At 41.8% G+C, this 25,032-nt stretch carries 25 protein-coding genes; 2 read left to right on the top strand and 23 right to left on the bottom strand.

Annotated features, from left to right (window positions below; translation table 11 throughout):
* Positions 1–96: 96 nt before the first annotated feature.
* The 17 genes from spoVM to J2S07_RS11165 all read right to left on the bottom strand — a co-directional run bounded on the left by spoVM (position 97) and on the right by J2S07_RS11165 (position 17,968).
* A complete protein-coding gene (gene spoVM, locus J2S07_RS11245; RefSeq protein WP_017551496.1) occupies positions 97–177 on the bottom strand; it encodes a stage V sporulation protein SpoVM in 81 nt (26 codons plus the stop codon).
* A gap of 97 nt (positions 178–274) precedes the next feature.
* Positions 275–916 (bottom strand): thiamine diphosphokinase, encoded by a 642-nt coding sequence (locus J2S07_RS11240; RefSeq protein WP_307150492.1) that lies wholly within the window; start codon positions 914–916, stop codon positions 275–277.
* A gap of 45 nt (positions 917–961) precedes the next feature.
* Positions 962–1,606 (bottom strand): ribulose-phosphate 3-epimerase, encoded by a 645-nt coding sequence (gene rpe / locus J2S07_RS11235; RefSeq protein ID WP_307150491.1) that lies wholly within the window; start codon positions 1,604–1,606, stop codon positions 962–964.
* Position 1,607: 1 nt separating this feature from the next.
* Positions 1,608–2,492, bottom strand: a complete 885-nt coding sequence (rsgA, locus tag J2S07_RS11230; RefSeq protein WP_307150490.1) for a ribosome small subunit-dependent GTPase A — start codon at positions 2,490–2,492, stop codon at positions 1,608–1,610.
* Between the two features lie 129 nt (positions 2,493–2,621).
* Positions 2,622–4,589, bottom strand: coding sequence for a Stk1 family PASTA domain-containing Ser/Thr kinase (pknB, locus tag J2S07_RS11225; protein ID WP_307150489.1), 1,968 nt, complete (start codon positions 4,587–4,589; stop codon positions 2,622–2,624).
* A gap of 7 nt (positions 4,590–4,596) precedes the next feature.
* Positions 4,597–5,346: a Stp1/IreP family PP2C-type Ser/Thr phosphatase gene (locus J2S07_RS11220; protein ID WP_307150488.1), complete on the bottom strand. Its 750-nt coding sequence runs from the start codon at positions 5,344–5,346 to the stop codon at positions 4,597–4,599.
* Positions 5,347–5,354: 8 nt separating this feature from the next.
* A complete protein-coding gene (rlmN, locus tag J2S07_RS11215; protein ID WP_307150487.1) occupies positions 5,355–6,440 on the bottom strand; it encodes a dual-specificity RNA methyltransferase RlmN in 1,086 nt (361 codons plus the stop codon).
* A gap of 3 nt (positions 6,441–6,443) precedes the next feature.
* Positions 6,444–7,784, bottom strand: coding sequence for a 16S rRNA (cytosine(967)-C(5))-methyltransferase RsmB (gene rsmB / locus J2S07_RS11210; RefSeq protein WP_307150486.1), 1,341 nt, complete (start codon positions 7,782–7,784; stop codon positions 6,444–6,446).
* Entirely contained in the window at positions 7,774–8,721 is a 948-nt protein-coding gene (gene fmt, locus J2S07_RS11205) for a methionyl-tRNA formyltransferase (protein WP_307150485.1), read from the bottom strand. The genes rsmB and fmt overlap by 11 nt, the downstream gene beginning before the upstream one ends.
* Positions 8,714–9,202, bottom strand: a complete 489-nt coding sequence (gene def, locus J2S07_RS11200; RefSeq protein ID WP_307150484.1) for a peptide deformylase — start codon at positions 9,200–9,202, stop codon at positions 8,714–8,716. The genes fmt and def overlap by 8 nt, the downstream gene beginning before the upstream one ends.
* An 18-nt stretch (positions 9,203–9,220) precedes the next feature.
* Positions 9,221–11,623 (bottom strand): primosomal protein N', encoded by a 2,403-nt coding sequence (gene priA, locus J2S07_RS11195; RefSeq protein ID WP_307150529.1) that lies wholly within the window; start codon positions 11,621–11,623, stop codon positions 9,221–9,223.
* Positions 11,617–12,822 (bottom strand): bifunctional phosphopantothenoylcysteine decarboxylase/phosphopantothenate--cysteine ligase CoaBC, encoded by a 1,206-nt coding sequence (gene coaBC, locus J2S07_RS11190; protein WP_307150483.1) that lies wholly within the window; start codon positions 12,820–12,822, stop codon positions 11,617–11,619. The genes priA and coaBC overlap by 7 nt, the downstream gene beginning before the upstream one ends.
* Before the next feature lie 354 nt (positions 12,823–13,176).
* Complete coding sequence (gene rpoZ / locus J2S07_RS11185) at positions 13,177–13,392, bottom strand: DNA-directed RNA polymerase subunit omega (protein ID WP_307150482.1); 216 nt, start codon at positions 13,390–13,392, stop codon at positions 13,177–13,179.
* A gap of 4 nt (positions 13,393–13,396) precedes the next feature.
* The gene (gene gmk / locus J2S07_RS11180; RefSeq protein WP_307150481.1) at positions 13,397–14,008 is read right to left on the bottom strand and encodes a guanylate kinase; all 612 of its coding nucleotides are present in this window, start codon (positions 14,006–14,008) and stop codon (positions 13,397–13,399) included.
* A 9-nt stretch (positions 14,009–14,017) separates the two neighbouring features.
* The gene (gene remA, locus J2S07_RS11175) at positions 14,018–14,281 is read right to left on the bottom strand and encodes an extracellular matrix/biofilm regulator RemA (protein ID WP_307150480.1); all 264 of its coding nucleotides are present in this window, start codon (positions 14,279–14,281) and stop codon (positions 14,018–14,020) included.
* Positions 14,282–14,335: 54 nt separating this feature from the next.
* Positions 14,336–15,211, bottom strand: a complete 876-nt coding sequence (locus J2S07_RS11170; RefSeq protein ID WP_307150479.1) for a YicC/YloC family endoribonuclease — start codon at positions 15,209–15,211, stop codon at positions 14,336–14,338.
* Between the two features lie 69 nt (positions 15,212–15,280).
* Positions 15,281–17,968, bottom strand: coding sequence for a calcium-translocating P-type ATPase, SERCA-type (locus J2S07_RS11165; RefSeq protein WP_307150478.1), 2,688 nt, complete (start codon positions 17,966–17,968; stop codon positions 15,281–15,283).
* A gap of 195 nt (positions 17,969–18,163) precedes the next feature.
* Here J2S07_RS11165 and J2S07_RS11160 point away from each other — a divergent pair, with 195 nt between their 5' ends.
* Positions 18,164–19,873, top strand: a complete 1,710-nt coding sequence (locus tag J2S07_RS11160; protein ID WP_307150477.1) for an Rqc2 family fibronectin-binding protein — start codon at positions 18,164–18,166, stop codon at positions 19,871–19,873.
* Between the two features lie 113 nt (positions 19,874–19,986).
* On the opposite strand, the gene J2S07_RS11155 is transcribed toward J2S07_RS11160, so the two are convergent.
* Entirely contained in the window at positions 19,987–21,210 is a 1,224-nt protein-coding gene (locus tag J2S07_RS11155) for an MFS transporter (protein WP_307150476.1), read from the bottom strand.
* A 127-nt stretch (positions 21,211–21,337) separates the two neighbouring features.
* Here J2S07_RS11155 and J2S07_RS11150 point away from each other — a divergent pair, with 127 nt between their 5' ends.
* Complete coding sequence (locus tag J2S07_RS11150) at positions 21,338–21,559, top strand: PDDEXK family nuclease (RefSeq protein WP_307150475.1); 222 nt, start codon at positions 21,338–21,340, stop codon at positions 21,557–21,559.
* A gap of 55 nt (positions 21,560–21,614) precedes the next feature.
* Here J2S07_RS11150 and J2S07_RS11145 read toward each other — a convergent pair whose 3' ends face one another.
* The 5 genes from J2S07_RS11145 to pyrF form a co-directional block, all read right to left on the bottom strand.
* Complete coding sequence (locus J2S07_RS11145; RefSeq protein ID WP_307150474.1) at positions 21,615–22,400, bottom strand: nucleotidyltransferase domain-containing protein; 786 nt, start codon at positions 22,398–22,400, stop codon at positions 21,615–21,617.
* The gene (locus J2S07_RS11140) at positions 22,401–22,991 is read right to left on the bottom strand and encodes a hypothetical protein (RefSeq protein WP_307150473.1); all 591 of its coding nucleotides are present in this window, start codon (positions 22,989–22,991) and stop codon (positions 22,401–22,403) included.
* A complete protein-coding gene (locus tag J2S07_RS11135) occupies positions 22,988–23,359 on the bottom strand; it encodes a hypothetical protein (protein ID WP_307150472.1) in 372 nt (123 codons plus the stop codon). The genes J2S07_RS11140 and J2S07_RS11135 overlap by 4 nt, the downstream gene beginning before the upstream one ends.
* Before the next feature lie 324 nt (positions 23,360–23,683).
* Positions 23,684–24,319: an orotate phosphoribosyltransferase gene (gene pyrE, locus J2S07_RS11130; RefSeq protein WP_307150471.1), complete on the bottom strand. Its 636-nt coding sequence runs from the start codon at positions 24,317–24,319 to the stop codon at positions 23,684–23,686.
* Positions 24,316–25,032 (bottom strand): orotidine-5'-phosphate decarboxylase, encoded by a 717-nt coding sequence (pyrF, locus tag J2S07_RS11125; RefSeq protein ID WP_307150470.1) that lies wholly within the window; start codon positions 25,030–25,032, stop codon positions 24,316–24,318. The genes pyrE and pyrF overlap by 4 nt, the downstream gene beginning before the upstream one ends.

Genomic DNA, 25,032 nt, shown 5'->3' with positions numbered 1-25,032 from the left:
CTCTTTTTATTTTGTCCACGTTTCACTTATAAAAAACACCCCAATGGAATATGAGGTGCGAACAAAGGTCTTGCCATAAGAAAAGAATTGGACTGATTACCCCTTTTTAAAGGTTCCTAACATGGCACGGACAATGCCACCTAAGAATTTCGGAAGTTTAATTGTATAGAATTTCATCATGTCCCTCCTCACCATCTCACAAATACTGCGTCTTTCCAAGCATTTTCCTTATCATCATATTCCAGAATTTGATTTTCGTACTAAAACCGATTTTTTAATCACTGCTTCTTATCACCATTAATATGCCTTTTGTAAAAGAAAAAGTACCATTATCGTCAATTAGTTCATTACTTACACATAAGGTGGAATACTCAGGAATATGACGGTTTTTTAGCGGATACTTAAAGCCCTGAAGGGTAAGATTCTCTACGGAACCGGAGACTGGAAAAAATGAAATATATTTTTTCGTATGATCTCTTTCGATTTTGTATGAACCGGGATGCTGCACATACATAAGATTTTGCTTATTTATCAGCTCTATGTGAATTCCTTCTGCTTTCGATTTCAACAATAAATGAACATTTGCGAAAAAGTGATCCAAGCGGCCACCTGTTCCGCCAAAGAGACGAATCTTTTCCGGCTTTTGCTCGATAGCCCAGTTCAATGCGAGCTCCATATCTGGCTCGTCCTTTTCAGGATGATAGATGTTGATCTTCTGGATTCGCTCTTTTACATATGTTAGTTCTTGGTCTGTTATTGAATCAAAGTCCCCAAATGCCATTACAGGCTCAATATCTTTAGAAAGAAGAGTAAGAACTCCTCGATCCACCCCCACCCAACAAGCATCCTTAATGTCAAAATCACTTAAATTCGGTAGCTCACTCGTGGGACCACCTGCGACAATATGAATAATCAAATACAATCACTCCTTGAAAAAAGTCAGCTGTGATGCACAGCTGACCTACCCTCTTAATGCTTCAATTGCCTTTTTGCGATCTGGTTGGTTATACACAGCAGACCCTGCCACAAGTACATTTGCACCTGCTTCGATACAGAGCTTCGCTGTTTCTTCATTTACTCCTCCATCGATTTCGATCTCGATGTCTAGCCCCTTCTCATCTGCCATTTCTCTGACCTGCTTAATTTTTGGAAAGACGGATGGAATAAATTTTTGTCCACCGAAGCCTGGATTAACCGACATTAACAATACCATGTCCACATCCTCAATCACATGCTGGATGGATTCAACCGGAGTAGCTGGGTTTAATACCACCCCTGCCTTCACTCCGTAGCTCTTAATATTCTGGATCGTCCGATGCAGATGGCGACATGCTTCCACATGAACGGTAATATAATCAGCCCCTGCCTTTGCAAATGCCTCCACATATTGATCCGGGTTTTCAATCATAAGATGAACATCCAATGGCAGCTTCGTCACTGGACGGATAGCTTCCACGATCAGTGGCCCAATTGTGATATTTGGAACAAAATGTCCATCCATCACATCGACATGGATGTAATCCGCTCCACCAAGCTCCACATCTTTTATTTCCTCTCCCAATTTGGAAAAATCAGCTGATAAAATGGATGGTGCAATCTTAACCATTTTAATACCTCGGCTTTCTGTCTTTTATTTCTTGTAGAAAAAGCTTGTAATGCTCATAACGGTAATCGGGAATTTCTCCATTATCCACCGCTTGTTTGACCGCACATTTCGGCTCTTGTACATGAAGGCAGCCCCGAAACTTACAGCGATGGCTTGCCTCTTCAATTTCCGGGAAGCAGTAGTTTAAATCCTCGACTTCAATTTCTGTGAACTCCAAAGAACTAAACCCTGGGGTATCAGCAACTAGTCCATCACCGATCTCAATTAATTCCACATGCCTCGTTGTATGCCTTCCCCGGCCTAAATGGGTCGAGATATCATTCGTTTCAAGTTCTAGATCCGGCTTTAGTACGTTCAAGAGCGAAGATTTCCCAACACCTGATTGACCGGCAAATACGGAGATTTCCCCTTCAAGCAGTGGGAGCAATTGCTGGATCCCATCCTCTGTGACTGAGGAGGTTAGTAGTACCTGGTAACCAGCTTTCTCATACTGTGCGGCATAGGCTTCAATCGCTTTTCGTTGATCCTCACTCGTTAGGTCCATCTTTGAAATACAAATAATTGGACGAATTCGGTTGAACTCAATCAAAACAAGAAAACGGTCTAATAAGCCGGTGCTGAAGTCAGGCTCAACGCTTGAAAAAATCAGAATTGCCTGATCCACATTCGCAATCGGGGGCCTTACTAATTCATTTTTTCGCTCTCGAATTTCAAGTATATACCCTTCCTGATCGTTATCCGCTTGAAAAACGACCTCATCACCGACTAAAGGACTGATCTTGTTTTTTCGAAAAACACCACGGCCCCTGCATTGAATCACTTTCTTTTCATCTGTCAGTACATAATAGAACCCTGCTAATGCCTTAATGATTTTGCCCTCAGGCATATATTCACTCCTTTAATTTTTAGGATGTTTCATACGGTAGTGGTTTGTGCAATGATCTTAATGCCGACCATTGCGTTTTGTATTAGATGAATGCTACGCACAATGCACCTAGCACTTTAAAAAGTGCCATTAATCTGCTGGGTACGGAACGGTTTTGTCAATAATGACGTGGTTATCCACCATTACTTTGTAGCCCGCCTTCCGATCCGGAGCAACCTTTAATGTTATTCTTCTCGTTGTCGGTGCTGTAATGTCAAAGGTTTGATACGGATCCGTACTGCTATGGATCATATCCTCGATAAAAATTTGCACGGTTAGCGGTTGGCCTTCCTCGGCAGGTTCATATGGAATCGAAATTTCTTCTACGACATCCTTAGGAGGAATCACCTTTTTCCCTTTAGAAATAACAACGGAGACCCTATCCCCTTTTTTCAGATCTGTGCCTGCTTTCGGGTCCTGTGAAATGACAAGCCCTTCGGCAATCGTATCATGGTATTCTTCCTTCGTACTATCGATCACGAGGCCGACTGATGAAGCATATTCCTGTAAGCCCTTCTCATTATAGCCTGTTAAATCCTTTAAATTCACAATGACTGGTCCCAAGCTAACAGTGAACTCCAGCTCTGTTTTCTCAGGGTCAACCATTTCACCCGGCTTAAAGGACTGCTCGATAATCTCACCAGCTGGAGCATCTTCATCATTCACTTCATTCTTGATAATATCCTTGAATTCATCCTTTAATAGTTCATACACATCTTCATAATTGCGTCCTACATAATCCCCAATTTCAAATTTCTCTTTGCCTGTGCTCTGGAATAAATCAACCTTTGCCCCTTCCTTCACAAGCTTACCTGCTTTGGGATTCGTTCTAACAATTAGACCTTCTTCTATTTCATCATCTGGAACCTCAGTCGTTTCACCAATTACTAGTCCCATGCCCTCAAGCTCTTTCACGGCATCCTCTAACTCCATGCCTGCAACATCAGGAATTCTCACTTCCTTCGGCGATAATAGATCTGGAAGAATCATTACTGCCGAAATGAGAATAATAAGAACAACAAAGATGGAAGCTAAGATTACTGGCCATTTCTTTCGTTTCTTTTTTTTCTTTTTCTCAGTTTTTCCTTCCGTATTGTTCGGTTGGCTGTTATATGGTTCTTTTCCATGAACAATGGTTTCGTCCAAATTTACATAGGGTCGATCATTGGTGATAATCGGGATCGCTTTTGTTGCATCATTATCCTCTGGAATTTCAAATTTCTTTTCATCCATTCTCGACGGATCAAGAGCTGTTCTTAAATCCTCTTCCATTTCCTCAGCATTATTATAGCGGTGAAACGGATCCTTTGCTGTTGCCTTCAGCACGATATTCTCTACACTTTGCGGGATCAAAGGGTTCCAGCGTCTAATGGAAGGAGTTTCAGATTGAAGATGCTTCAAAGCTATTGACACAGCCGATTCTCCAGAAAACGGCAACCTTCCCGTTAACAGCTCAAACATGACAATACCTAACGAATAGATATCAGACTTCTTATTCGCCATTCCTCCTCGTGCTTGCTCAGGTGACAAATAGTGAACAGACCCTAGAACGGAATTGGTTTGAGTAATACTTGTTGCACTTAGCGCCATCGCGATGCCAAAATCCGTGATCTTCACATTCCCATGCGCATCAATCAAAATATTATGAGGTTTAATATCACGATGAATAATATGGTTTTGATGCGCATGTGAAATAGCAGATGTAAGCTGCTGAAGAATGTCGAGTGCCTTATCCACAGGTACGGGGGAATTTTGCTGTATGTACTGCTTGAGCGTCTGCCCATCCACATATTCCATGACGATATAATAGATCGAATCCTCCTCGCCAACATCATAAATATTGACGATATTCGGATGTGCAAGGCTTGTAGCCGACTGTGCTTCTCGGCGAAAACGACGAATGAATTCCTCATCATTGGAAAAATCAAGCCGAAGTATTTTGACAGCAACATCCCGATCGAGAATCATGTCATGTGCTAGATAGACATTGGCCATCCCACCTCCGCCGATCATTTCAAGAATTTTGTATCGACCACTTATTCTTTTTCCAATTAGCATATATCCATCACCCTCTTTCACTACCATCTTCAAATTCTAAAAGACAAAGGGTGATGTTATCTTCTCCACCATTTTCATTCGCTATTTGTATGAGTGTGGCAGCCTTTTCCTCCAAGGTACTTCCATCTTGAAGGACCCGGATCATTTCTTCTTTGTTTACTTTATTTGACAATCCATCAGAACAGAGCAAGAGAAAATCTTCCTCTTCAAACATGATTGTTTTGACGTCAATTTTCACATCTTGTTCGGTTCCTAACGCTCGTAAAATCACATTTTTTCTTGGGTGATGCTCAGCATCCTCCTCCGATATTTGCCCCGTCCTGACAAGCTCATTTACAAGTGTGTGATCCTCTGTCAGCTGTTTGAAGCCGCTCGTATTCAAAATATAACTGCGACTATCCCCAACATGGGCAACGGTTGTAAAATGATTCGTCACAATCACTGCTTCAACCGTTGTCCCCATCCCATCACATTCTGTATTGGTTCTTGCATGTTCAAAAAGCATGGCATTCACCTTAACAATATTGGTTCGCAGCCACTCCTCCGCCTCATCGGCTGTTTGAATTTCTTCCGTGTTCTCCCACATTTCCTGCAGGGCACTTACCGTCATTGCACTAGCCACATCACCAGCCCGATGGCCCCCCATTCCGTCGGCTACAATCGCTAATCTTTGTCCACTCCTGTTAACAAACACTCCGCCACTATCTTCGTTATTTGGACGGACTCTCCCTTTGTCAGTCATAAAAATGGCCTTCATTTAATCAGTCACCTCGTCTCCTCTTTTCGCTCCTTTGCACGAAGCTGTCCACAAGCAGCATCAATATCATGTCCTTGCTCTCTTCTAATGGTTACATTTACTCCACGGTCCTTGAGCGTTTTTTCAAATAAAAATATTTGCTCCCTTGGGGTTCTAACATAGTCCCTTTCAGGAACATAGTTGACAGGAATTAAATTCACATGGCATTTCAATCCTTTTATCAGCTTTGCAAGCTCTTCCGCATGCTCAACCTGGTCATTAACCCCACCAAAAAGACCATATTCAAAGCTCACCCTGCGACCAGTCTTTTCTATATAATACTTCACAGCTTCAATTAAATCTGGAAGTTTATAAGCACGGTTGATCGGCATGAGGCGGCTCCTCAATTCTGTATTTGGGGCATGGAGAGAGATGGCAAAATTAATCTGTAAATTCTCATCAGCAAATTGATAAATTTTTGGAATGATGCCACTTGTTGATACGGTAATATGCCGAGCGCCAATATTTAAGCCCTTATCATGGTTAATAATCTTTAAGAAAGACAGCATCGCATCAAAATTATCAAACGGCTCTCCTATTCCCATAATCACGACAGAACTAACTCGCTCACCTGTTTCATCAAGTGCCTGTTGTACTTTTACGACTTGAGAGACAATTTCTCCTGCTTCCAGATTTCTTTTTAATCCTCCAAGTGTCGAAGCACAGAAGGTACAGCCAATTCGGCAGCCAACCTGAGTCGTTACACAGACAGAATTCCCGTATTCATGTCTCATTAACACCGTTTCAATGGAAAAGCCATCATGAAGCTCGAATAAAAATTTAATTGTCCCATCGGAGGAGGTTTGCTGAATCAGTGTTTTGAGTGACGTAATCGTAAAATGGTTTGCGAGCTTTTCACGGAGTCCCTTTGAAAGATTTGTCATATCCTCAAAATCTGTTACCCTTTTTCCATAAAGCCAATCAAAAATTTGCTCCGCCCGAAATGCCTTTTCATTCTCCGCCACTAACCAGTCCTTTAACTCTTGTAATTGTAAGGAATAAATGGATGGTTTCTGTGCAATGGTCGTTGTTTTTTCTCTCGTTGTCTGTTCCATTTCTTACACCTTCTTTCTTAATACGGCAATATAGAATCCATCTGAACCGAAGTCTTGCGGGAATATTTGCAGTGAGTATGGATCGCAAAGGGGCTGTATCGGCTCTGGGAGTCTTTCCACAAAATCTTGATCTCCTTCAAATTCGCGATGCTCGTCTAAAAATCTCTTGACAACATGAGCATTTTCTTCCACATCGATCGTACATGTACTATAAACAAGAATACCACCTTTTTTCAATAAAGGTGTCACCGCTTCTAGCAGTTCAAACTGAATTTGATGGAGCCTATGAACATCGTCTTCCCTTTTCGTATACTTCATGTCTGGCTTCCTTCTCATGACCCCAAGGCCCGAGCAAGGGGCATCTAGAAGAATACGATCAAAGCTTTCCTTTTCAAAATGTTCCTGTACTTTTCTGCTGTCCATTGCCTTTGCATCGATATTACTTAAGCCTAATCGTTTGGCGTTGCTCGAAATTAATTTCACCTTATGCTCATGAAGATCTAGAGAGATAATCTTGCCGCTATTTTGTAGTTTCTCAGCAATATGAGTTGATTTTCCACCAGGTGCTGCACATGCATCTAGGATCTGTTCATCCTTTTTCACATCAAGAGCATAAGCAACAATCATTGAGCTTTCATCCTGTATGGTGATCAACCCTTCTTTGAAAGCTTTTGAATGGGCGAGATTTCCCTTTAAGCATTTAATCGCTTCTGGAATGACTGAACTTCTTTCAACCTGGTAGCCTTCATCCCGAAGCAATTGTAAGCAATTTTCAGCTGTAATCTTGGCTGTATTTACACGTGCTGTTTGAAGGGGTGCGGTTAAGTTCACTTCACACATAGCCTTTGTCTTCTCAAAGCCAAGCTGTTCGACCCACCTTTTCACAAGCCAAAGAGGATGGCTTGTTTCAATCGATAGGCGCTCGATTGGATCCTGAATTTCCTCTAAACTTGGCTGTCCTTCTCTCTGAATGCTTCTTAACACTCCGTTGACCATACTCGCTATCCCTTTATGCCCTCTTTTCTTGGCAATCTCCACCGCTTCAAAAATGGCGGCACGATCGGGGATTTTATCTAAGTAAACCATTTGATACAAGGTGATTCGTAATAATTGCTGAACCCAAGGCTCGATTTTTCGTTTCAAAAAGGGCTGCAAATAATAGTCTAAGGTCATCTTTCTTTGCAGAGTTCCATAAGTTAATTCTGTCAGCAACCCGATATCCTTATCGGAGATCTGATTTTTTTTAATCACATTATTTAATAAAAGATTGCTATAAGATTGATTTTTTTCGATGGTTTGTAAAAGCTCTAACGCATTTTCTCTTACATTTCCTTTATGACTCATGATGTTCTCCTAGTTGGTCTCCAACGGCAATTTTTGCCCCTCTTAAAAAATCACTCGCCTTCATTCGTTTTTTCCCGGAAGGCTGTAATTCAAGAATCTTAACGGCTGTATCATTCCCTGTCCCTACAACAAAGCCGTCCTCGTCGATCGCAAGGATCTTGCCTTTAGAAGCGCTTTTTCCTTTTATTTTTTCCACCCACCAGATTTTCATAACAGCGTCCTGGAAGGTTGTATAAGCAACGGGCCATGGATTAAGGCCTCGAACATGATTATAGATTTCCTCTCCCGATTTTCCCCAATCGATTTTCTCTTGCTCCCGCTTAATGGTATAAGCGAAAGTGGCCTCTTCCTCCCGTTGAGGTGTAGCCGTCAAATCCCCCTTTAATAATTTCGGAAGGGTTTCAGCTAATAACTCGGCACCAGCCTCGCTCAGCTTGTCATGGAGGGTACCAACCGTATCCGTTTCGGTGATCGGAACCTCCACCTGGGTGAGCATATCTCCAGCATCCAGTTTCTCTACCATATACATAATCGTGATCCCTGTTTTCTTTTTTCCTTGAATAATGGCGTAATGCATGGGGGCTCCTCCCCGCAATTCAGGTAAAAGAGAGGCATGGACATTAATACAGCCATACCTTGGGGCATCTAATAACTCCTTCGGTAGAATTTGTCCAAAGGCAGCCGTCACAATCAAATCTGGTTGGAGGGCAAGAATTTCATTCAATGCCTCTTTTTCACGAATTTTTTCGGGTTGATAGACCGGAATTCCATGCTTTTCCGCCTCAACCTTGACAGGAGGAGGGGTAAGTACCCGTTTTCTCCCTACAGGACGGTCTGGTTGAGTGACCACCCCAATTACTTCGTACCCGTCTTTTATAATCCTTTGCAGAACAGGTACGGAGAAATCAGGTGTTCCCATAAAAACAATTTTAGTCATTTTCTTCCACTTCCTCTAACTCATCTTCTTCCAAATATCTGCTTACCTTTGATGTGAATAAAATCCCGTGTAAATGATCTATTTCATGCTGAATCGCTCGGGCTAAATAATCCTCCGCTTCTAGGGTATAGGTTCTGCCTTTCCGATCCTGAGCTTTGATTTTGACAAAGTAGGGCCTTGAAACTTCCCCGTAAAGTCCGGGAAAGCTCAGACAGCCTTCCACTCCATTTTGCTCACCCTTTGTTTCAAGAATCTCTGGATTTATCATTTCAATGGTTCCCGATTCATCATCGATATCTACAACAGCAATTTGTTTATTGATGCCTATTTGGGGAGCGGCAAGTCCGACTCCATCAAACTCGATCATCGTATCATACATATCATTTAATAGCTTCGCTAATTTTTTATCGAATACAGTCACTAACTCGCATTCCTGCTCTAAGATTTCAGCGGGATAGGTGACAATCGCTTTTACGGTCAAGTTGGTTCCTCCAATGGTTTACATTAATATATAAGGATTAACATCAATGGAAATTTGTAATCCTTTCGAGACCATTTCTTGCTGATAGTGCTCGAGAATGGTCTTTAACGTCTTATTCAATTCTGGTTCACGTTTGTATTTTATCAAACATTGGTAACGATATCTATTTTTCATCCGAGAGATCGGTGAAGCAACAGGTCCAAGTACATGTGCTTCCTTTGATAGCTTGGATTGAACGAATTTTGTGATGTTGCCTGTAACCGAGGCAACCATGGCAACATTTTCATGACTCACTGTAATAAGCGCAATATAATAGTATGGCGGGTATTGATGCATCTTGCGTAGAAGCATCTCCCGTTCAAAAAAACGGTCAAAGTTCTGCTCAGCTGCAAGCTCAACACTGTAGTGCTCTGGGGTGTACGTTTGAATGATGACCTCACCCGGGAGCTCATGTCTCCCTGCTCGTCCGCTCACCTGTGTCAAAAGCTGAAAGGTTTTTTCCGAGGAACGAAAATCAGGCAAGTGAAGCATCGTATCAGCAGAAAGTACACCAACGAGGGTAATATTCGGAAAATCAAGACCCTTCGCAATCATTTGTGTACCTAATAAGATATCTGCCTTCCCCTCTTGAAAGTCGGTTAATAATCGTTCATGTGCTCCCTTGCGACTCGTCGTATCCACGTCCATTCTAATGACACGAGCTTCAGGGATAATTTTGCCAAGCTCTTCCTCTACCTTTTGCGTGCCCGTCCCAAAATATCGAATATGCTCACTATTACACTCAGGACAACGGAGGGGAACATTTGATTCATAGCCACAGTAATGACACTTCATCTGCTGATTGAACCGATGGTAGGTTAAAGAAATGTCACAGTAAGGACAATTGACGACATATCCGCAATCGCGACACATGACAAAGGAAGAATGACCACGCTTATTTAAGAACAGGACAATTTGCTCTTTTTTCTGAAGTCGGTCTTTCAGACTTTCAACTAAGACACGCGAGAACATGGAACGATTTCCCTCACGGAGTTCTTCCCTCATATCGACGATTTCGACCGATGGCAGGGCTTGATTATTCATCCTTTTCGGCAGGGAAAGGAGCTGATAGACACCCTTTGAGGCCCGGGCAAAGCTCTCAAGTGAAGGTGTTGCACTACCTAATACAACTGGGCACTGGTGATACTTAGAGCGCTCGATGGCGACATCTCTGGCATGATATCTCGGATTATCCTCCTGTTTATAACTCGTTTCATGCTCCTCATCAATTATGATAATCCCAATATTTTCGAAGGGAGCAAAAATAGCAGAGCGGGCGCCAACGACAACTTTCACTTCTTTTCTTTGAATTTTTCGCCATTCATCATATTTCTCTCCAACAGACAATCCGCTGTGAAGAACCGCAACCTCGTCTCCAAATCGTCCCTTAAATCGCTTGACCATTTGCGGTGTCAGCGATATCTCTGGAACGAGAACGATCGCTTCCTTCCCCTTCTTTATCACTTGCTCGATAGATTGCAGGTACACCTCTGTTTTTCCACTGCCGGTCACTCCATAAAGCAAGAACACATTCTGCCTGTTTTCTTCAATAGATGCCAATATTGGGCCAATCGCTTTTTCCTGCTCTTGAGTTAAAGGCAGCCTCTCTGTTTTTTCAAAAGTTCTGTTTTCATACGGGTCTCGATAGACCTCAATGACCTCTTCCTTTAAAACACCCTTTTTGACCAAACTAGTTATCGTCGAAGAGGTCACTCCCAAATACGCAACAAGCTCCCTTAACTCCACGGACTTTTGATTGTCGATAAAATATTCAACCACGAGTTTTTGCTTTTCAGCATTTGCCGCAAGTGAATCCAGTATTCCTTGCAGCTCTTTAGGATTCATGCATGGCGAAATAGCTTTCAGCTTTTTCTTCTTCACTCTTTCCTTCACTTCATAAACAACCTCAAGAGTGCCATTTAGGACCTCTTTATGCAGAAGGTTTAGATAATCGGTGACAGCTTCCCAAGGAACTTCAGTTTTTTGTTGAAATAATGGCCTAATCTCCTCTGGCAGATCATCAACTGGAGATATAAGCTTAATTTTTTTTTCATACTTTGCTTTTAAAGCAGGTGGCAGCATCACTTGATATGCGGAGATCTTATAGGAAAGTGTGTGCTCCGTTAACCAATCACCAAGCTTAAGAAGCTCGTCATTTAAGACAGGTGCGATGTCCATCGGTTCGACAATTTCCTTTAGTTCATCGAAATCGGATTTCTCATGAATCCCAACCACAAATCCTTGAATCTTGCGCGGACCAAAAGGCACCACTACTCTTATGCCTGGTTGAATGACAGTGGCTAGATGATCAGGGATATGATAATCAAAAGCCCGGTCCGTTTGCTTTGCGGGAACATCCACAATCACCTTCGCAATCATGATTGTTCCTCTAACATTTTATTTGCTTCTTGCAGCAACCTGTTTGCCACCTCATGCTTCGTCATAATCGGTAGGGGGATGATTGTCCCATCCTTCTTGAAGATCGTGACAATATTTGTATCCGTGCCGAAGCCAGCCCCATCTGCTTTAACATTATTGGCGACAATCATATCGGCATTCTTTTTCATGAGCTTGTCCTTAGCATACTTCTCGACAAGACTTGTTTCCGCAGCAAATCCTACGAGAATCTGTGTTGACTTTCTTTTTCCCAATTCCAATAAAATATCCTTCGTTCTTTCCAGCTCGAGAACCTCTTCTCCAGGCTTCTTCTTTATTTTTTCATCGTAGGACATTTTTGGTCGATAATCGGCCACAGCCGCAGTTTTGACAATAATATCAGCCGTTTCATAATGATTCATTACGGCGTTGAACATGTCCTCCGCACTCTCAACATGAATGACTTGTGCTCCCTTTGGCGCCTCAAGTGAGACAGGTCCTGAAATTAGCGTGACATCGGCACCTAATTCCATGGCTTGCTCAGCAATGCTAAAGCCCATTTTACCTGTCGAATGGTTGGTGATATAGCGAACAGGATCAATCTTCTCCCGTGTTGGACCGGCGGTAATCAGCACCTTTTTCCCTGACAGAATGGAAGGCTTGGGCTTGAAAAAATCCTCCATTATCGCCACGATTTTCTCCGGCTCCTCAAGTCTTCCTTTTCCAACATACCCACAGGCAAGATACCCTTCGCTTGGTTCAATAAATTGATAGCCAAAATGGGCAAGGGTTTCGATATTTTTCCTAACCGCAGGATTCTCATACATATGGACATTCATCGCCGGCGCAATCCAGACTGGTGAAGTTGCAGCCAATAGAGTAGTCGAAATCATATCATCTGCAATACCATTGGCTAATTTTCCAATGATATTCGCTGTCGCTGGTGCGATCAAAATCAAATCCGCCCAATCAGCTAAGTCAATATGGGCGATGACCTTTGGGTCTTTCTCATCAAATGTATCCGTATAAACGGCATTTCTCGATAAAGCCTGGAAGGTCAACGGTGTGACAAATTTAGCAGCAGCTTCACTTAGAATAACTTTCACATCAACACCGGCTTGCGTAAGCTTGCTTGTTAAAGCGGCTGCCTTATATACAGCAATTCCTCCGGTTACACATAGCAAAACCTTTTTTCCATGTAACATGCCATAGCCTCCGTTCGTAAGAAAACAACTTTCCTTTATTATGCTAGAATTGTCGGATCAATGCACCTGTTTTATATTCGAATCTTTATAACAACATTAATGCATAATCAGAGTCCAAACAAAAAAGAAGGCTCTTTTCTCAAACATTGTTGCATTTGAACAAAAAATAATTAGACAAAACTCTTGTTTATACAGACTATCTCGAGAAACAACGGAGAAAAGTGCTACTCAATCTATGCGTATCGCACGCCTAGTATGAAACGGAATGGCCGGTATTAAGGACATTCCAGAACCACAATCCGTGCGAAAACAGCCAAAAAGAAAAACAACCTATCGCTAGGTTGCTTCCATGTCCTATTCAGCCGCTTCCTCTTGATTAACAATCTTAAAGGTTAGTTTATCAGCATGAATTTCTTCTAGGGCCTTACCAACCTGCTTGTGTGACACATACTTTGTGAGGTAAGGCTTTTCATCCTGTTGGAGTCTGCGAGCTCGTTTGGCTGCTACAGATACCAATGAATATTTAGAATCAATTTTCGTTAAAAGTGAATCGATTGATGGATATAACATAAACTTAAACCTCCAGCATTTTCTTATATTTTGGCTCTACGCGTTCTCTACGTAGATGCTCAGCAATGACAATGGCATTGATGCGTTCTACAGCTAACTCAACCTTATCATTTTCCACAACATAATCATATAAATGCATCATTTCAATTTCTTCCTTGGCAGCATTCATCCGATTTCTTATGACGTCCTCTGACTCGGTTCCTCTTGTCACAATCCTTTGTTTTAGCTCAGACAGACTAGGTGGAACAAGGAAGATAAACAATCCATCTGGAAATTTCTCTCGAACCTGTCTTGCCCCTTGTACTTCAATTTCGAGAAACACATCTTTTCCTCTATTTAAGGTTTCTTGAACATAGTCAACTGGAGTACCATAATAATTCCCAACGAATTCCGCATATTCAAGCAGTTTTCCTTGCTTGATCAGTTCTTCAAACTCTTCTCTTGTCTTGAAAAAATAATCTACACCATTAACTTCCCCTTGTCTCGGTGCTCTCGTTGTCATGGAGATGGAGTATTCAAAAGCCGTATTTTCTTGCTCAAAGATGGCTTTTCGAACGGTCCCTTTTCCAACTCCAGAGGGCCCAGATAAAACAATTAATAACCCTTTCTCTTGCATAGTAAGTGCCTACCCTTCATCGATTGTATCATCTCGATCATTTAGTCGTGCTGCCACGGTTTCAGGCTGTACTGCGCAAAGGATAACATGGTCGCTATCCATGACGATCACAGCCCGGGTCCTTCGACCATATGTGGCGTCTATCAATACCCCACGATCTCTTGCATCCTGGATAATTCTCTTAATCGGGGCAGATTCAGGGCTCACAATCGAGATGATTCGGTTTGCAGAAACAATATTCCCAAACCCAATATTGATTAATTTGATGGACATGCTTCTCCTCCCATGGTCAATTATTTATTTTTACCATATCACGCTATTTCTAACCTACTCTATATTTTGCACTTGTTCCTTCATTTTTTCGAGATAGCTCTTCATCTCTACCACTTCTTTGGCTATACCCGAATCATTCGCCTTTGAACCAATTGTATTAACCTCACGATTCATTTCCTGGAGAAGAAAATCCAACTTTCTGCCAATGGATTCATTCAGCTGCATAATTTTATAAAATTGGTCAATATGACTCTGCAATCTTGTTAATTCTTCATTGATGTCCGCTTTCTCGGCAAATATCGCAATTTCACTAATGAGACGCGCTTCATCAATCAGGCCATTAGCAAAATCCTCCATCCTTTTCTGTAATCTTTGAGAATATTGCTGAACGACCCTTGGAGCATATTCTCTAAGGATCGGAAGCTTTTTTTCAAGCCCATCTAGCTGATTATGTATGTCTTCCTCAAGAATCTTGCCTTCCATTTCTCTCATTATTCTTAACTGCTTGGAGGCTTCCCCCACTGCAGCTAGAACAATGGCCTCTAATTCTTCATTCCCTGAATGATTTTCATCCACGGAAATGAGCTCCTCACGAGCAAGCAAGTCCTGAAGTGTAATTTTGCCATCTATATGATATTTTTCCTGGATTGTCTTTATGGATTTAACATACTCATCCAGTAGATGCCAATCTACGTTCACCATCGAGGTCAAACCGCCGGATCCAGTAACCGTCACATATACCTCCAAGCGTCCTCTGGCTACATACTCATTGATAATCTTCTTAATTTTATCCTCTATTTTGAGAAGCTGTCTTGGCATCCTCATCTGGTATTCTAAGAATCGATGATTGACAGATTTGACTTCAACAGTAATGGAGAAGTCTCCTGTTTCAATATTACTACGTCCAAACCCAGTCATGCTAACAATCATAGCAACACACCCAATTTAAAGATAAAAGGTAATAGAGCGGCTCTATTACCTTTTGCATTATAACATAGTTTACTTTCTTTTTCTTGCCAAAAATGAACCCGCCAGTAAAAAAGTTGGTGTAGCTGCTAATGCGAATATCATGATCCAATCCTTTGCGATGATTGGAACCGTGTGGAATATTGGTTGCAGCGGTGGATAGTAAATGACAATAAACATGAGTAAAACGGATGATATAACCGCCCAAACTAAATACATATTCTCAAATGGATTGCGGGCGAAGATGGATCTTTCACTCCGACAATCAAAGACATGAATAAGCTGTGCTAATACGAGCGTTGAAAATGCAACAGTCTGAGCGTACTCTAGATGCTCAGGGTTGGAGTTGTGTGCGATTACAAATGCAATGAGTGTGACAAGACCTATAAGAAAGCCACGTGAAACCACCTTCCACCCAAGTCCTCTAGCAAAAATCCCTTCCTTTGGACTTCTTGGGTTTCTCCTCATAACATCCCCTTCAGGTTGATCTAAGCCAAGGGCCATGGCAGGTAGCCCGTCCGTAACAAGATTGACCCATAGAATTTGAATCGGTACGAGCGGGAGTGGCAAGGCTAGTAGCATTGCAAAAAGCATGACGAGAATTTCCCCAACATTCGATGCCAACAAATAACGAATGAACTTACGTATATTCTCATAAATATTTCTTCCTTCTTTAATCGCATCCTTAATCGTGGCAAAATTATCATCTACAAGTACGAGTGCTGAGGCTTCCTTCGCCACATCCGTCCCCGTTATCCCCATTGCAACTCCAATATCAGCCGTTTTGATCGCGGGTGCATCGTTTACCCCATCGCCTGTCATCGCAACAACATGTCCGTTATTTTGGAAAGCCTTCACAATTTTTAGTTTATGTTCTGGTGACACGCGCGCGAAAACCGTCACATCCTCAACCACATCTTCTAATTCCTCAACTGACATATTTGACAATGCATTCCCATCAAGAACCTTATTGTTTTTCGACAAGATTCCAAGCTGTTTTGCAATCGCTTTTGCCGTAATCACATGGTCACCTGTGATCATGACTGTCTTGATGCCTGCTTCCTTACACTCCTTCACGGCTTGCCTAACCTCTGGTCGCGGCGGATCGATCATTCCCTGCAAACCGATTAACGTTAATCCCTTCTCCGCTTCCTTCTCATCTAAAATGATGGTTGTGGCTGAAATCTCTTTAAAGCCAATCGCAATCGTTCTTAAGGCTTGAGAGGCAAGCTCGTCAATTGCTGAATGAACTTCCTTTTTCAAGTTATTTGAAAGCAGCTGACGCTTGCCATCCCAAAGAATGGATTCACTTCTTCCTACTAGGACATCCGGTGCACCCTTTGTCACAACAAATTGTCTGCCATTTGAATCCTTCATTACTATGGACATCATTTTTCGGGCAGAATCAAACGGAAATTCTTGAACAATTTCAAATTGTTTTGCTAAGGAAGCTTGATTGTATCCAGCTTTCATGGCTGCAACGAGCAATGCTCCTTCTGTTGGGTCCCCATCCACCACAAATTCACTTTCTTCGATTTCCTTAATGCTTGCATGGTTACAAATCATCCCGAACATCAGCATTTGCTGAAGAGCCTTTTCCTTTTTTATATCGATCGGATTGTCTGTATCTCCTCGGTAGAAACGCCCCTTTGGCTGATAGCCTACTCCATCTACCTTCCAGGTGGAGCCACCACTCCATAGATTGGTGACCGTCATTTTGTTTTGCGTCATTGTCCCTGTTTTATCAGAACAAATAACGGACGCACATCCGAGAGTTTCTACTGCTGGAAGCTTTCTTACTATTGCATTCTTTTTAATCATGCGTTGAACACCAAGAGATAGGGCAACTGTCACAATTGCTGGAAGGCCCTCCGGAATAGCTGCAACAGCGAGAGAAACTCCTGCTAGGAACATCGTATATACGTCATGCCCTTGAATAACACCAACTACCACGACTAAAACTGTCAGCAATAAGGCAACCGTAATTAATATTTTCCCAAGCTGCTGTAGCTTTCTTTGTAAAGGAGTGATCATCGATTGGGCGTTTTGCAGCAGATCCGCAATCTGCCCCATCGCCGTCTTCATTCCTGTTGCGACAACGACGCCAATCCCGCTTCCTCGCGTCACCATCGTACCCATGAAGGCCATGTTTTCAAGATCACCTATTCCGAGTTCCTTCTCCTCTAGCGACTCAGTTGTTTTCGCAACTGGCAAGGATTCACCAGTCAAAGCAGATTCCTCAATCTCTAAACTATTTGAATGGATTAATCTAACATCGGCCCCAATTCGATCCCCTGAGGAAAATTTTATGACATCGCCCGCTACGAGCTCCTTTGAAGGTATTTTTATCCACTCCCCACTTCTAAGAACGGTGACCTGTGGGGCAGAGAGCTCTTGCAGTGCTTGAAGAGATTTTTCTGCTCTCCTCTCTTGATAGAATCCAAGTAAACCATTGATGATGACAATTGCAATAATGGCAACAGCATCAATGTATTCTCCTAAAATACCGGATATTAAGACGGCACCTAGCAAGACAAGAACCATAAAATCCTTAAATTGGCTAAAAAATAGGAGTAAAGCGGATTGCTTCTCCCCTTCTTCTAACTCATTAAAGCCATGCTGCTTGATGCGGGCTTTTGCATCCTTTTCTGTTAGTCCTTTAGAAAAGTCGGTATTCAGTACTTTTTCAATATCTTTTTCCTTCATCTCATGGAACTTCATCCGACCATCTCACTCCTCCTCATAAATTCCGACTGCATATTGCGCTAGCTTAGAAACCTATCATACTCTAAGGAAAGCTTATTCAGACTCGTCCAAAAAAATGCTACAATCAAAGAGAAGTATTTTTTTGTTTGGATGCTGTATGATGAAAGAATCAAACCGAATAACTATACCAGATAGAATAGGATGTTTCATATGTCATTTGACGGTTTATTTACAAGAGCGATTACACAGGAATTTTCCTCCCTTTTAAGAGGGGGAAGAATCAATAAAATACATCAGCCCTACAAGAATGAAATTGTACTTGTCATACGTGCCAATGGAAAAAATCATAAGCTGCTGTTGTCGGTGCATCCGAGCTATGCAAGAGCCCAGCTGACGAACGAAGCGTATGAGAACCCGAGTGAGCCGCCGATGTTCTGCATGCTTTTAAGAAAGCATTTAGAAGGACATATCATCGAAGATATTTACCAGGTTGGGTTAGATCGAATCCTTGTGTTCGAGGTGAAAGGTCGGAATGAAATTGGTGATATTTCCTCTAAGCAATTGATCGTGGAGATCATGGGTCGTCACAGCAATATCATCTTAGTAGATAAAATAAAGAACACGATCCTCGATAGCATTAAGCATATCTCTTTTGCCGTGAATACACATCGAGCAATCATGCCCGGGCAGGAGTACATCGCCCCACCAGAACAGAATAAGCATAATCCCCTCGAAGTAACGGAGGAGGATGTGTTAAGAAGCCTTGACTTTAATGCTGGAAAAATCGACAAACAGCTTGTTCAGCAATTTGCTGGTCTTTCTCCCCTATTCGCTGGAGAAATTGTGTTTCAAGCGGGATTAGCTAATCGTGTAACTGTTCCAAAAACATTTGTATCGATGATGGACAAAGTAAGAAATCATGAATACATCCCAGCGATCACCGTTAAGGAAAATAAGGAAGTCTTTTACCTGTTTCCGATGGAGCATCTAAAAGGAAAAAGTAGGGTGTTTTCTTCCAGTAGTGAGCTGCTTGAACGCTATTATTTCGGGAAGGCCGATCGTGATCGGGTTAAGCAGCAGGCAAATGATCTAGAAAGATTCATTTTGAATGAGAAAGAAAAAAACATAAAAAAAATTAAAAAGCTTGAGGCAACGATGAAGGAAGCGGAGAAGGCCGAGCGTTACCAGCTCTTTGGTGAACTGTTGACTGCCAATATATATGCCGTTAAAAAAGGAATGAAAGAAATTGAGGTAGTCAATTACTACGACGAGGATGGCGGTACGGTTGTGATTCCGCTTAATCCACAAAAATCTCCTTCCGAAAATGCCCAGAAATATTTCACTAGGTATCAAAAGGCGAAAACTGCTCTAATTATGGCAGGTGAACAATTAGAAAAGGCCAAAGAGGAGGTTGCTTATTTTGAGGGCCTGATCCAGCAGGTGGAAACAGCGTCTACGAAGGATATTGCGGAGATTCGCGAAGAGTTAATTGAAGGGGGTTATCTCCGTGACCGCCAAATACGGAGCGGGAAGAAGGTCAAAAATGATAAGCCTTCACTTGATAAGTACACCGCTTCCGACGGTACGGAAATTCTCGTCGGCAAAAACAACAAGCAGAATGATTATTTAACCAATAAGCTTGCTGCTAAAGATGAGATTTGGCTGCATACGAAGGATATTCCCGGCTCCCATGTAGTGATTCGTCATTCAAATCCGTCAGATGAGACACTGCTTGAAGCAGCAAAGCTTGCTGCATACTTCAGTAAAGCACGCCATTCAAGCTCAGTACCTGTAGATTATACACAAATCCGCCATGTGAAAAAGCCAAGCGGAGCAAAGCCAGGCTATGTTATCTATGAAAATCAGCAAACTTTGTACGTCACTCCGGATGAGGATACAGTGTTGAGGTTAGGAAGCTAGGGGTTTCGGGCCCTTAGCTTCTTTTTTGATTGTTCGGTGGGATATCGGTCATTCCTGCGGATTTATCGGTCGTCGTTTTAATATATCGGTCAAAAAATTGATATATCGGTCAATCAGCTGCTAATAGCCTTTTTATCCTCCACAAAATAACCTGCCTTAGATGGAATCATAACGGTAACAAACAAAACTAACGCAACAATAGCTCCAATTACCGAAAGTACAAGACAAACAAATTGCAGTGAAAACCACTCTGCAAAAAATCCTAAAATAAGCGTAAACCCTATTTGGATGAACCCTTGAAACATATCCGCTATACTACCAAATCTCCCCATAATCTCAACTGGAACACTGTTCTGGAAAAATGTCGCATAACCGGAATTTGCAAAGGCCATAAAGAATCCTAAAAAGACGAATGCTAGAGTCGCTGTTAAAAAATTGTAGGACGAATAAAAGAAAACATAACCGATGGATGTCAGGAGCATCCCCGCTCCTAAGTATAGTTTTAAAGATACTTTCTTTGCTACCATCGCCGAAATTAAGGAACCGATGATAGACCCAACTCCAGTAATACTAACGATTAGTCCATAATCCTGATCAGATAATTCAAGATGCCGTTTAATAAATGTCACCTCTTGTGAATCTAAGGCAAATCCAATTAACATGGCAGTTTGAAACAATAAGTAAACTAGGATGAAAAATTTCGCTTTCATCGCAAACTCCTTAACAGATTTCCAATCCTTCACAAGTATGGCCAAGCGAATTGGATCTCGAATGCTCTTTTTATCCTCATCCACATTTGGAAGGAGAAAAATAAAGAAAGCGCAAATAAAGAATGTCACGCCATTTATTAGAATACATAACTCAGTACTGAAATACATGATCAAGACGCCTGCAATGGCTGGACCAACCAGAAATGCTCCTGAGCTAGTCATTGCCATGATCGAATTAAATCTTCTTCTATTTTCAGCTGGAACTAATTTTGTGATATAGACAGAGGAGCTTGGCCCAAAGAACGCTCCAACCATATTAATAAGGAGAAGAACGGAGTAGATCAGCCATAAATTCCCGATCAATGGAATGAGACAAACTAATATTCCTCTTGCTATATCAATTCCGATCATCAGTTTTCTCTTGTTCACTCTGTCGATGACACTTCCAGACCAAGTATTCGTAATCAAAACAGCAATCGGACGTATGATAAAAAGTCCTGCAACTGCCGCTGCCGATCCCGTAAGTTGCAGAATGGAAAGATTTAGCGCAATTAAATAAATCCAATTTCCTAAATAAGAGATGCCTATTCCTGAAACCAAAAGAATAGGGTTCTTCCAAGGCTTCATCTGCTCACCCTTTCATAGCCATGTCATAATATAACGGCCACTGATCTTCTACATAGAATTGTAGCAATGTAAGGAAGGAAAGGAAATATGCTATACTGAAGGAAAATGGGAAAGTGAGGGATTGTAAGTGAGCGAGGAAAGCAAACAAAGGAATAATTTTTATGGCATACCTGAATTCTTGATTGTTGAGCCAGAGCTAGGTACTCTAGAACAATATATACTCCATGATAAACGTTACGAACTCACTAATCTTTTTCAAGATGATGAGATCGTTACTTCGTCAAACATCCCTTGCATCTCCTTCACGATGGCAGAAATTATGAAAAAGGTCCCGGAATTACCCAAATAACCCCCTTATAAAAAAACATGAGCTTGTCATGCAAAAATGGACAAGCTCATGTTTTTTATATCCATACCTCTTCAAGAGTATCCCGAAAAAGCTTATCAAGCTTCATTGTCATGTCTCCATAGGAATTACACAGGTCCTTGGTAACCTCGCGAAGGCGCCCGATTTCTTCCTGCAAAAATTGGTTTAACACTTCAATCCGTGGCTCTAAATCGAACTCTTCTCCAGCCAATTTCCTCGTTAATAGTGTTTGAATTTCTTCCTTCATCCGACCTACCGGGACCATTTTCTCCAATAACACAGGGAATTCCAATGGAGGAAACTCATTATATTGTTCAATCCATCTTGCAGCCAGCACTGGTCTTAAAACATAAAAATACTTCTTAATTTTCACCTGATCCCCTTGTAGAAATTCACGAAAATTATTGCTAGCCATGTTTAAATAATGATGGATGCATGAATGTGGAGCAAATACCTCCTCACTTAGCTTCTTCATTTTCCCGATCGTCGTAAAGGCCTCATAATAGACGATCCCTGAACGAAGCCATTCCATTAGTGGAGGATTAGACTTGCGAAATAACTTCAATGCCTTCGTCAACTCCCAGCCACTTACATCAAGCAAATCGTTAATAGGGAGCTCAATGACATCTCTTTTTTTCCCGATTCCAATCGGATCGATCGTTAAATAATCAATTTTCTGATGCACATAAATAAAGCGGACGTCGTAATCGCTGTCCTTTGATGGAAACCCCCAGGCTCTGCTCCCTGATTCACAGGCATATAGAATTTTTACTTGATAGTCCTCTTCAATGGTGTTCAACGTTTTAAGAATAGTATCTTTCATTTATACTCCTTTCTCCTGCGCTTGACAAAGGAATGCCCCCCGATATTTTCTAAATAGCAAAAGAATCATCATTTCCATTATTATTCCGATCATTACACTTATTAACAATAGATAGATCGTGTTAGTTTCACCGATTGTCAGAATAAATGGAATGGCAGCTAAAGCTAAAAAACTAAAAACGAGGTATATAGCTAAGCGGTTATAACTGATAGCCGAAAGTTCCAATAAATTATGATGAACAGCCAATTCCATTAATCCATGAACAGCGAAGAATATGAGCGCAATATGAAGCAATCCACTCGCTGTTGAAAATAGTAAAACAAACAATGAATAGTTAGATGGGACAAACTCACTAATAGGGATATCAGGCGCTTGGAAAATAGCCGCAATCGAAACGAATACCAATATATTCGCGAGAATCTTTGCTTTCAGGAAATATTTCGAATGAGGCTGTAATTGATTGAGTCCAGAAACGACGATCAAATATCCAATGATATCAGGAAGAATGTCCAACTGGTTGATTTTCACATCGAGTAAAACGAGCAGTAATCCCCAGAAGAGCTTATTAATGGAGGATGCAATTGTGGTCATTGTCCTGCCTCCTTGATGATTTCTTTTAGGTCCTTATTAGACAAATAAGGTCTATAAGATAAATACATTCTGTCTGTAAAGTCCTGACCGTCTGCTGTTTTCCCGTATAGTGTTCCTGTTAGATCATAAAAATGATAGCGATTTGGATCGTTTTCTTTAAATAAGAACTGATATTGAATAGATAGCAGATCAGCTTTTTTCAAGGTAAATGGGAATAGCGTAGATGCTAATGTTTCACCATCTGGAACATCTGTTGCATGACCGTGATTCGTAAATTGCATCAAACTGGCTTGGTCGGAGTTGAACTTTATTGATAGAGCGGATTGCAGCACATCCATGTACGGAACATCAAAGCCTGTTATTTGCAAGTCTTCCTTTCCGAGCAATTCAAACTTAATATTTAATTCTATCTTATAGTTTAATAGCCCCTAATACTAGCCTTATATGGAAAAAAATCCCCCGCAGGATTAAATCTAGATTGGTAACAAAAAATAACAGCTTTTTCTCTCCACAAAATAGCCCGCTTTAAAAGATCTATGTAGTGAGCACTGTCCTATATGACAATGCAAGAGGAATTCTTTACTTTCCTTGAATAGTCGAGTTTACTGATTAGATCAAAAGAGGAAAGCCATGGAGATTGAAGTCTCTACGGCTTTCCTCTTTTCTGATCTGTTCTAATATCGATTTTCAGCTTAATTTAGAAAAAGCTTCCCCCACTCAGCCGGGTCCTTCTTCCATTCATTCAAACTAGCCATATCATCTTCCGTGATGTAGCCTTTTGCTTCCGCAACTTCGACTAATGCTGAAAAGTCCGTTAATGAGTAGGCGGGTATGTTCGCATCTGCCAATCGCTCTTTTCCCTTTTCCAGCTCATAGGTGAAGATGGACACAACTCCTAGCACCTCACAGCCTGCCTCTCGTAGCGCTTCAACTGCAGTAATGACGCTACCACCAGTGGAGATTAAGTCCTCAATGACGACGACCTTTTGTCCAGCGCCTGCTTTTCCTTCGATTTGATTTTCTTTGCCATGTCCCTTTGCTTTTGAGCGGACATAGCACATCGGCAAATCTAGGAGCTCACTCACCCATGCGGCATGCGGAATTCCTGCCGTTGCTGTGCCGGCGATGATTTCAACGTTCGGAAACTTAGCAACGATCAATTCCTTCAGCCCGTTGGCGATTTCTCTACGTACCTCGGGAAAGGATAAGGTTAAGCGGTTGTCACAATAAATCGGTGATTTAAGACCTGATGCCCATGTAAAAGGCTTACTTGGCTTTAATGAAACTGCTTCGATTTCTAGCAATCTTTCTGCGATTAATTTCTTCATGAACGAACACCTTCCCATGCTTGTTTATAAGCTTGATAGCTTTCAAACGGATTTGCTGCTCTTGTGATACCACGGCCAACAACGATCGCAGCGGCACCGAATTCTCTTGCTAGCTCTGGTGTTGCCACTCTCTTCTGATCGCCCACACTGTCAGAGCTTAACCGAATCCCAGGGGTAACTGTGAGAAACTCGTGACCTATTCTTTCACGGATTGGCACAACCTCTTGAGAGGAGCATACAACCCCATCGAGCCCTGCTTCCTTCGCCACGCTAGCATAGTGGAGGACAGATTCCTGCAGGCTTACACCAATAAGCTGCTCTTCCTGCATTTGCATTTCAGATGTACTCGTTAATTGGGTGACGGCAATGCAGGCAGATCGCCTGCGACCTGATAGAGTTCCTGCCTCAAGTCCCTCAAGAGCAGCCGTCATCATCTGCTTCCCACCAGCAGCATGGACATTGACAAGGTCACATCCTAGTCGTGCTAATCCTTTCATTGCACCATAGACGGTGTTAGGGATATCATGAAGCTTTAAGTCTAAGAAAATCTGATGCTCTCTTTCTTTTAACTCATGAATAATCTGTGGCCCCTCTTGATAGAAAAGCTCCATTCCTACTTTAAGAAAGAGCTTCTCGTCGGCAAACGGCTCAAGGAACTGAAAAACCTCTTGTTTGTTTGGAAAATCGAGTGCAATGATGAGTGAGTTTTTCAT

Source organism: Anoxybacillus andreesenii (assembly GCF_030813005.1).
GTDB classification, from domain to species: Bacteria; Bacillota; Bacilli; order Bacillales; family Cytobacillaceae; genus Robertmurraya; species Robertmurraya andreesenii.
This window is presented reverse-complemented; position numbering and strand designations above follow the sequence as displayed.

Bases quoted from the DNA above. Each gene is read 5' to 3' on its own strand.
- spoVM (WP_017551496.1), bottom strand. From the start codon at position 177: ATGAAATTCTATACAATTAAACTTCCGAAATTCTTAGGTGGCATTGTC.
- rpe (WP_307150491.1), bottom strand. From the start codon at position 1,606: ATGGTTAAGATTGCACCATCCATTTTATCAGCTGATTTTTCCAAATTG.
- rsgA (WP_307150490.1), bottom strand. From the start codon at position 2,492: ATGCCTGAGGGCAAAATCATTAAGGCATTAGCAGGGTTCTATTATGTA.
- pknB (WP_307150489.1), bottom strand. From the start codon at position 4,589: ATGCTAATTGGAAAAAGAATAAGTGGTCGATACAAAATTCTTGAAATG.
- J2S07_RS11220 (WP_307150488.1), bottom strand. From the start codon at position 5,346: ATGAAGGCCATTTTTATGACTGACAAAGGGAGAGTCCGTCCAAATAAC.
- rlmN (WP_307150487.1), bottom strand. From the start codon at position 6,440: ATGGAACAGACAACGAGAGAAAAAACAACGACCATTGCACAGAAACCA.
- rsmB (WP_307150486.1), bottom strand. From the start codon at position 7,784: ATGAGTCATAAAGGAAATGTAAGAGAAAATGCGTTAGAGCTTTTACAA.
- fmt (WP_307150485.1), bottom strand. From the start codon at position 8,721: ATGACTAAAATTGTTTTTATGGGAACACCTGATTTCTCCGTACCTGTT.
- coaBC (WP_307150483.1), bottom strand. From the start codon at position 12,822: ATGTTACATGGAAAAAAGGTTTTGCTATGTGTAACCGGAGGAATTGCT.
- rpoZ (WP_307150482.1), bottom strand. From the start codon at position 13,392: ATGTTATATCCATCAATCGATTCACTTTTAACGAAAATTGATTCTAAA.
- gmk (WP_307150481.1), bottom strand. From the start codon at position 14,008: ATGCAAGAGAAAGGGTTATTAATTGTTTTATCTGGGCCCTCTGGAGTT.
- remA (WP_307150480.1), bottom strand. From the start codon at position 14,281: ATGTCCATCAAATTAATCAATATTGGGTTTGGGAATATTGTTTCTGCA.
- J2S07_RS11170 (WP_307150479.1), bottom strand. From the start codon at position 15,211: ATGATTGTTAGCATGACTGGGTTTGGACGTAGTAATATTGAAACAGGA.
- J2S07_RS11165 (WP_307150478.1), bottom strand. From the start codon at position 17,968: ATGAAGTTCCATGAGATGAAGGAAAAAGATATTGAAAAAGTACTGAAT.
- J2S07_RS11160 (WP_307150477.1), top strand. From the start codon at position 18,164: ATGTCATTTGACGGTTTATTTACAAGAGCGATTACACAGGAATTTTCC.
- J2S07_RS11155 (WP_307150476.1), bottom strand. From the start codon at position 21,210: ATGAAGCCTTGGAAGAACCCTATTCTTTTGGTTTCAGGAATAGGCATC.
- J2S07_RS11145 (WP_307150474.1), bottom strand. From the start codon at position 22,400: ATGAAAGATACTATTCTTAAAACGTTGAACACCATTGAAGAGGACTAT.
- J2S07_RS11140 (WP_307150473.1), bottom strand. From the start codon at position 22,991: ATGACCACAATTGCATCCTCCATTAATAAGCTCTTCTGGGGATTACTG.
- pyrE (WP_307150471.1), bottom strand. From the start codon at position 24,319: ATGAAGAAATTAATCGCAGAAAGATTGCTAGAAATCGAAGCAGTTTCA.
- pyrF (WP_307150470.1), bottom strand. From the start codon at position 25,032: ATGAAAAACTCACTCATCATTGCACTCGATTTTCCAAACAAACAAGAG.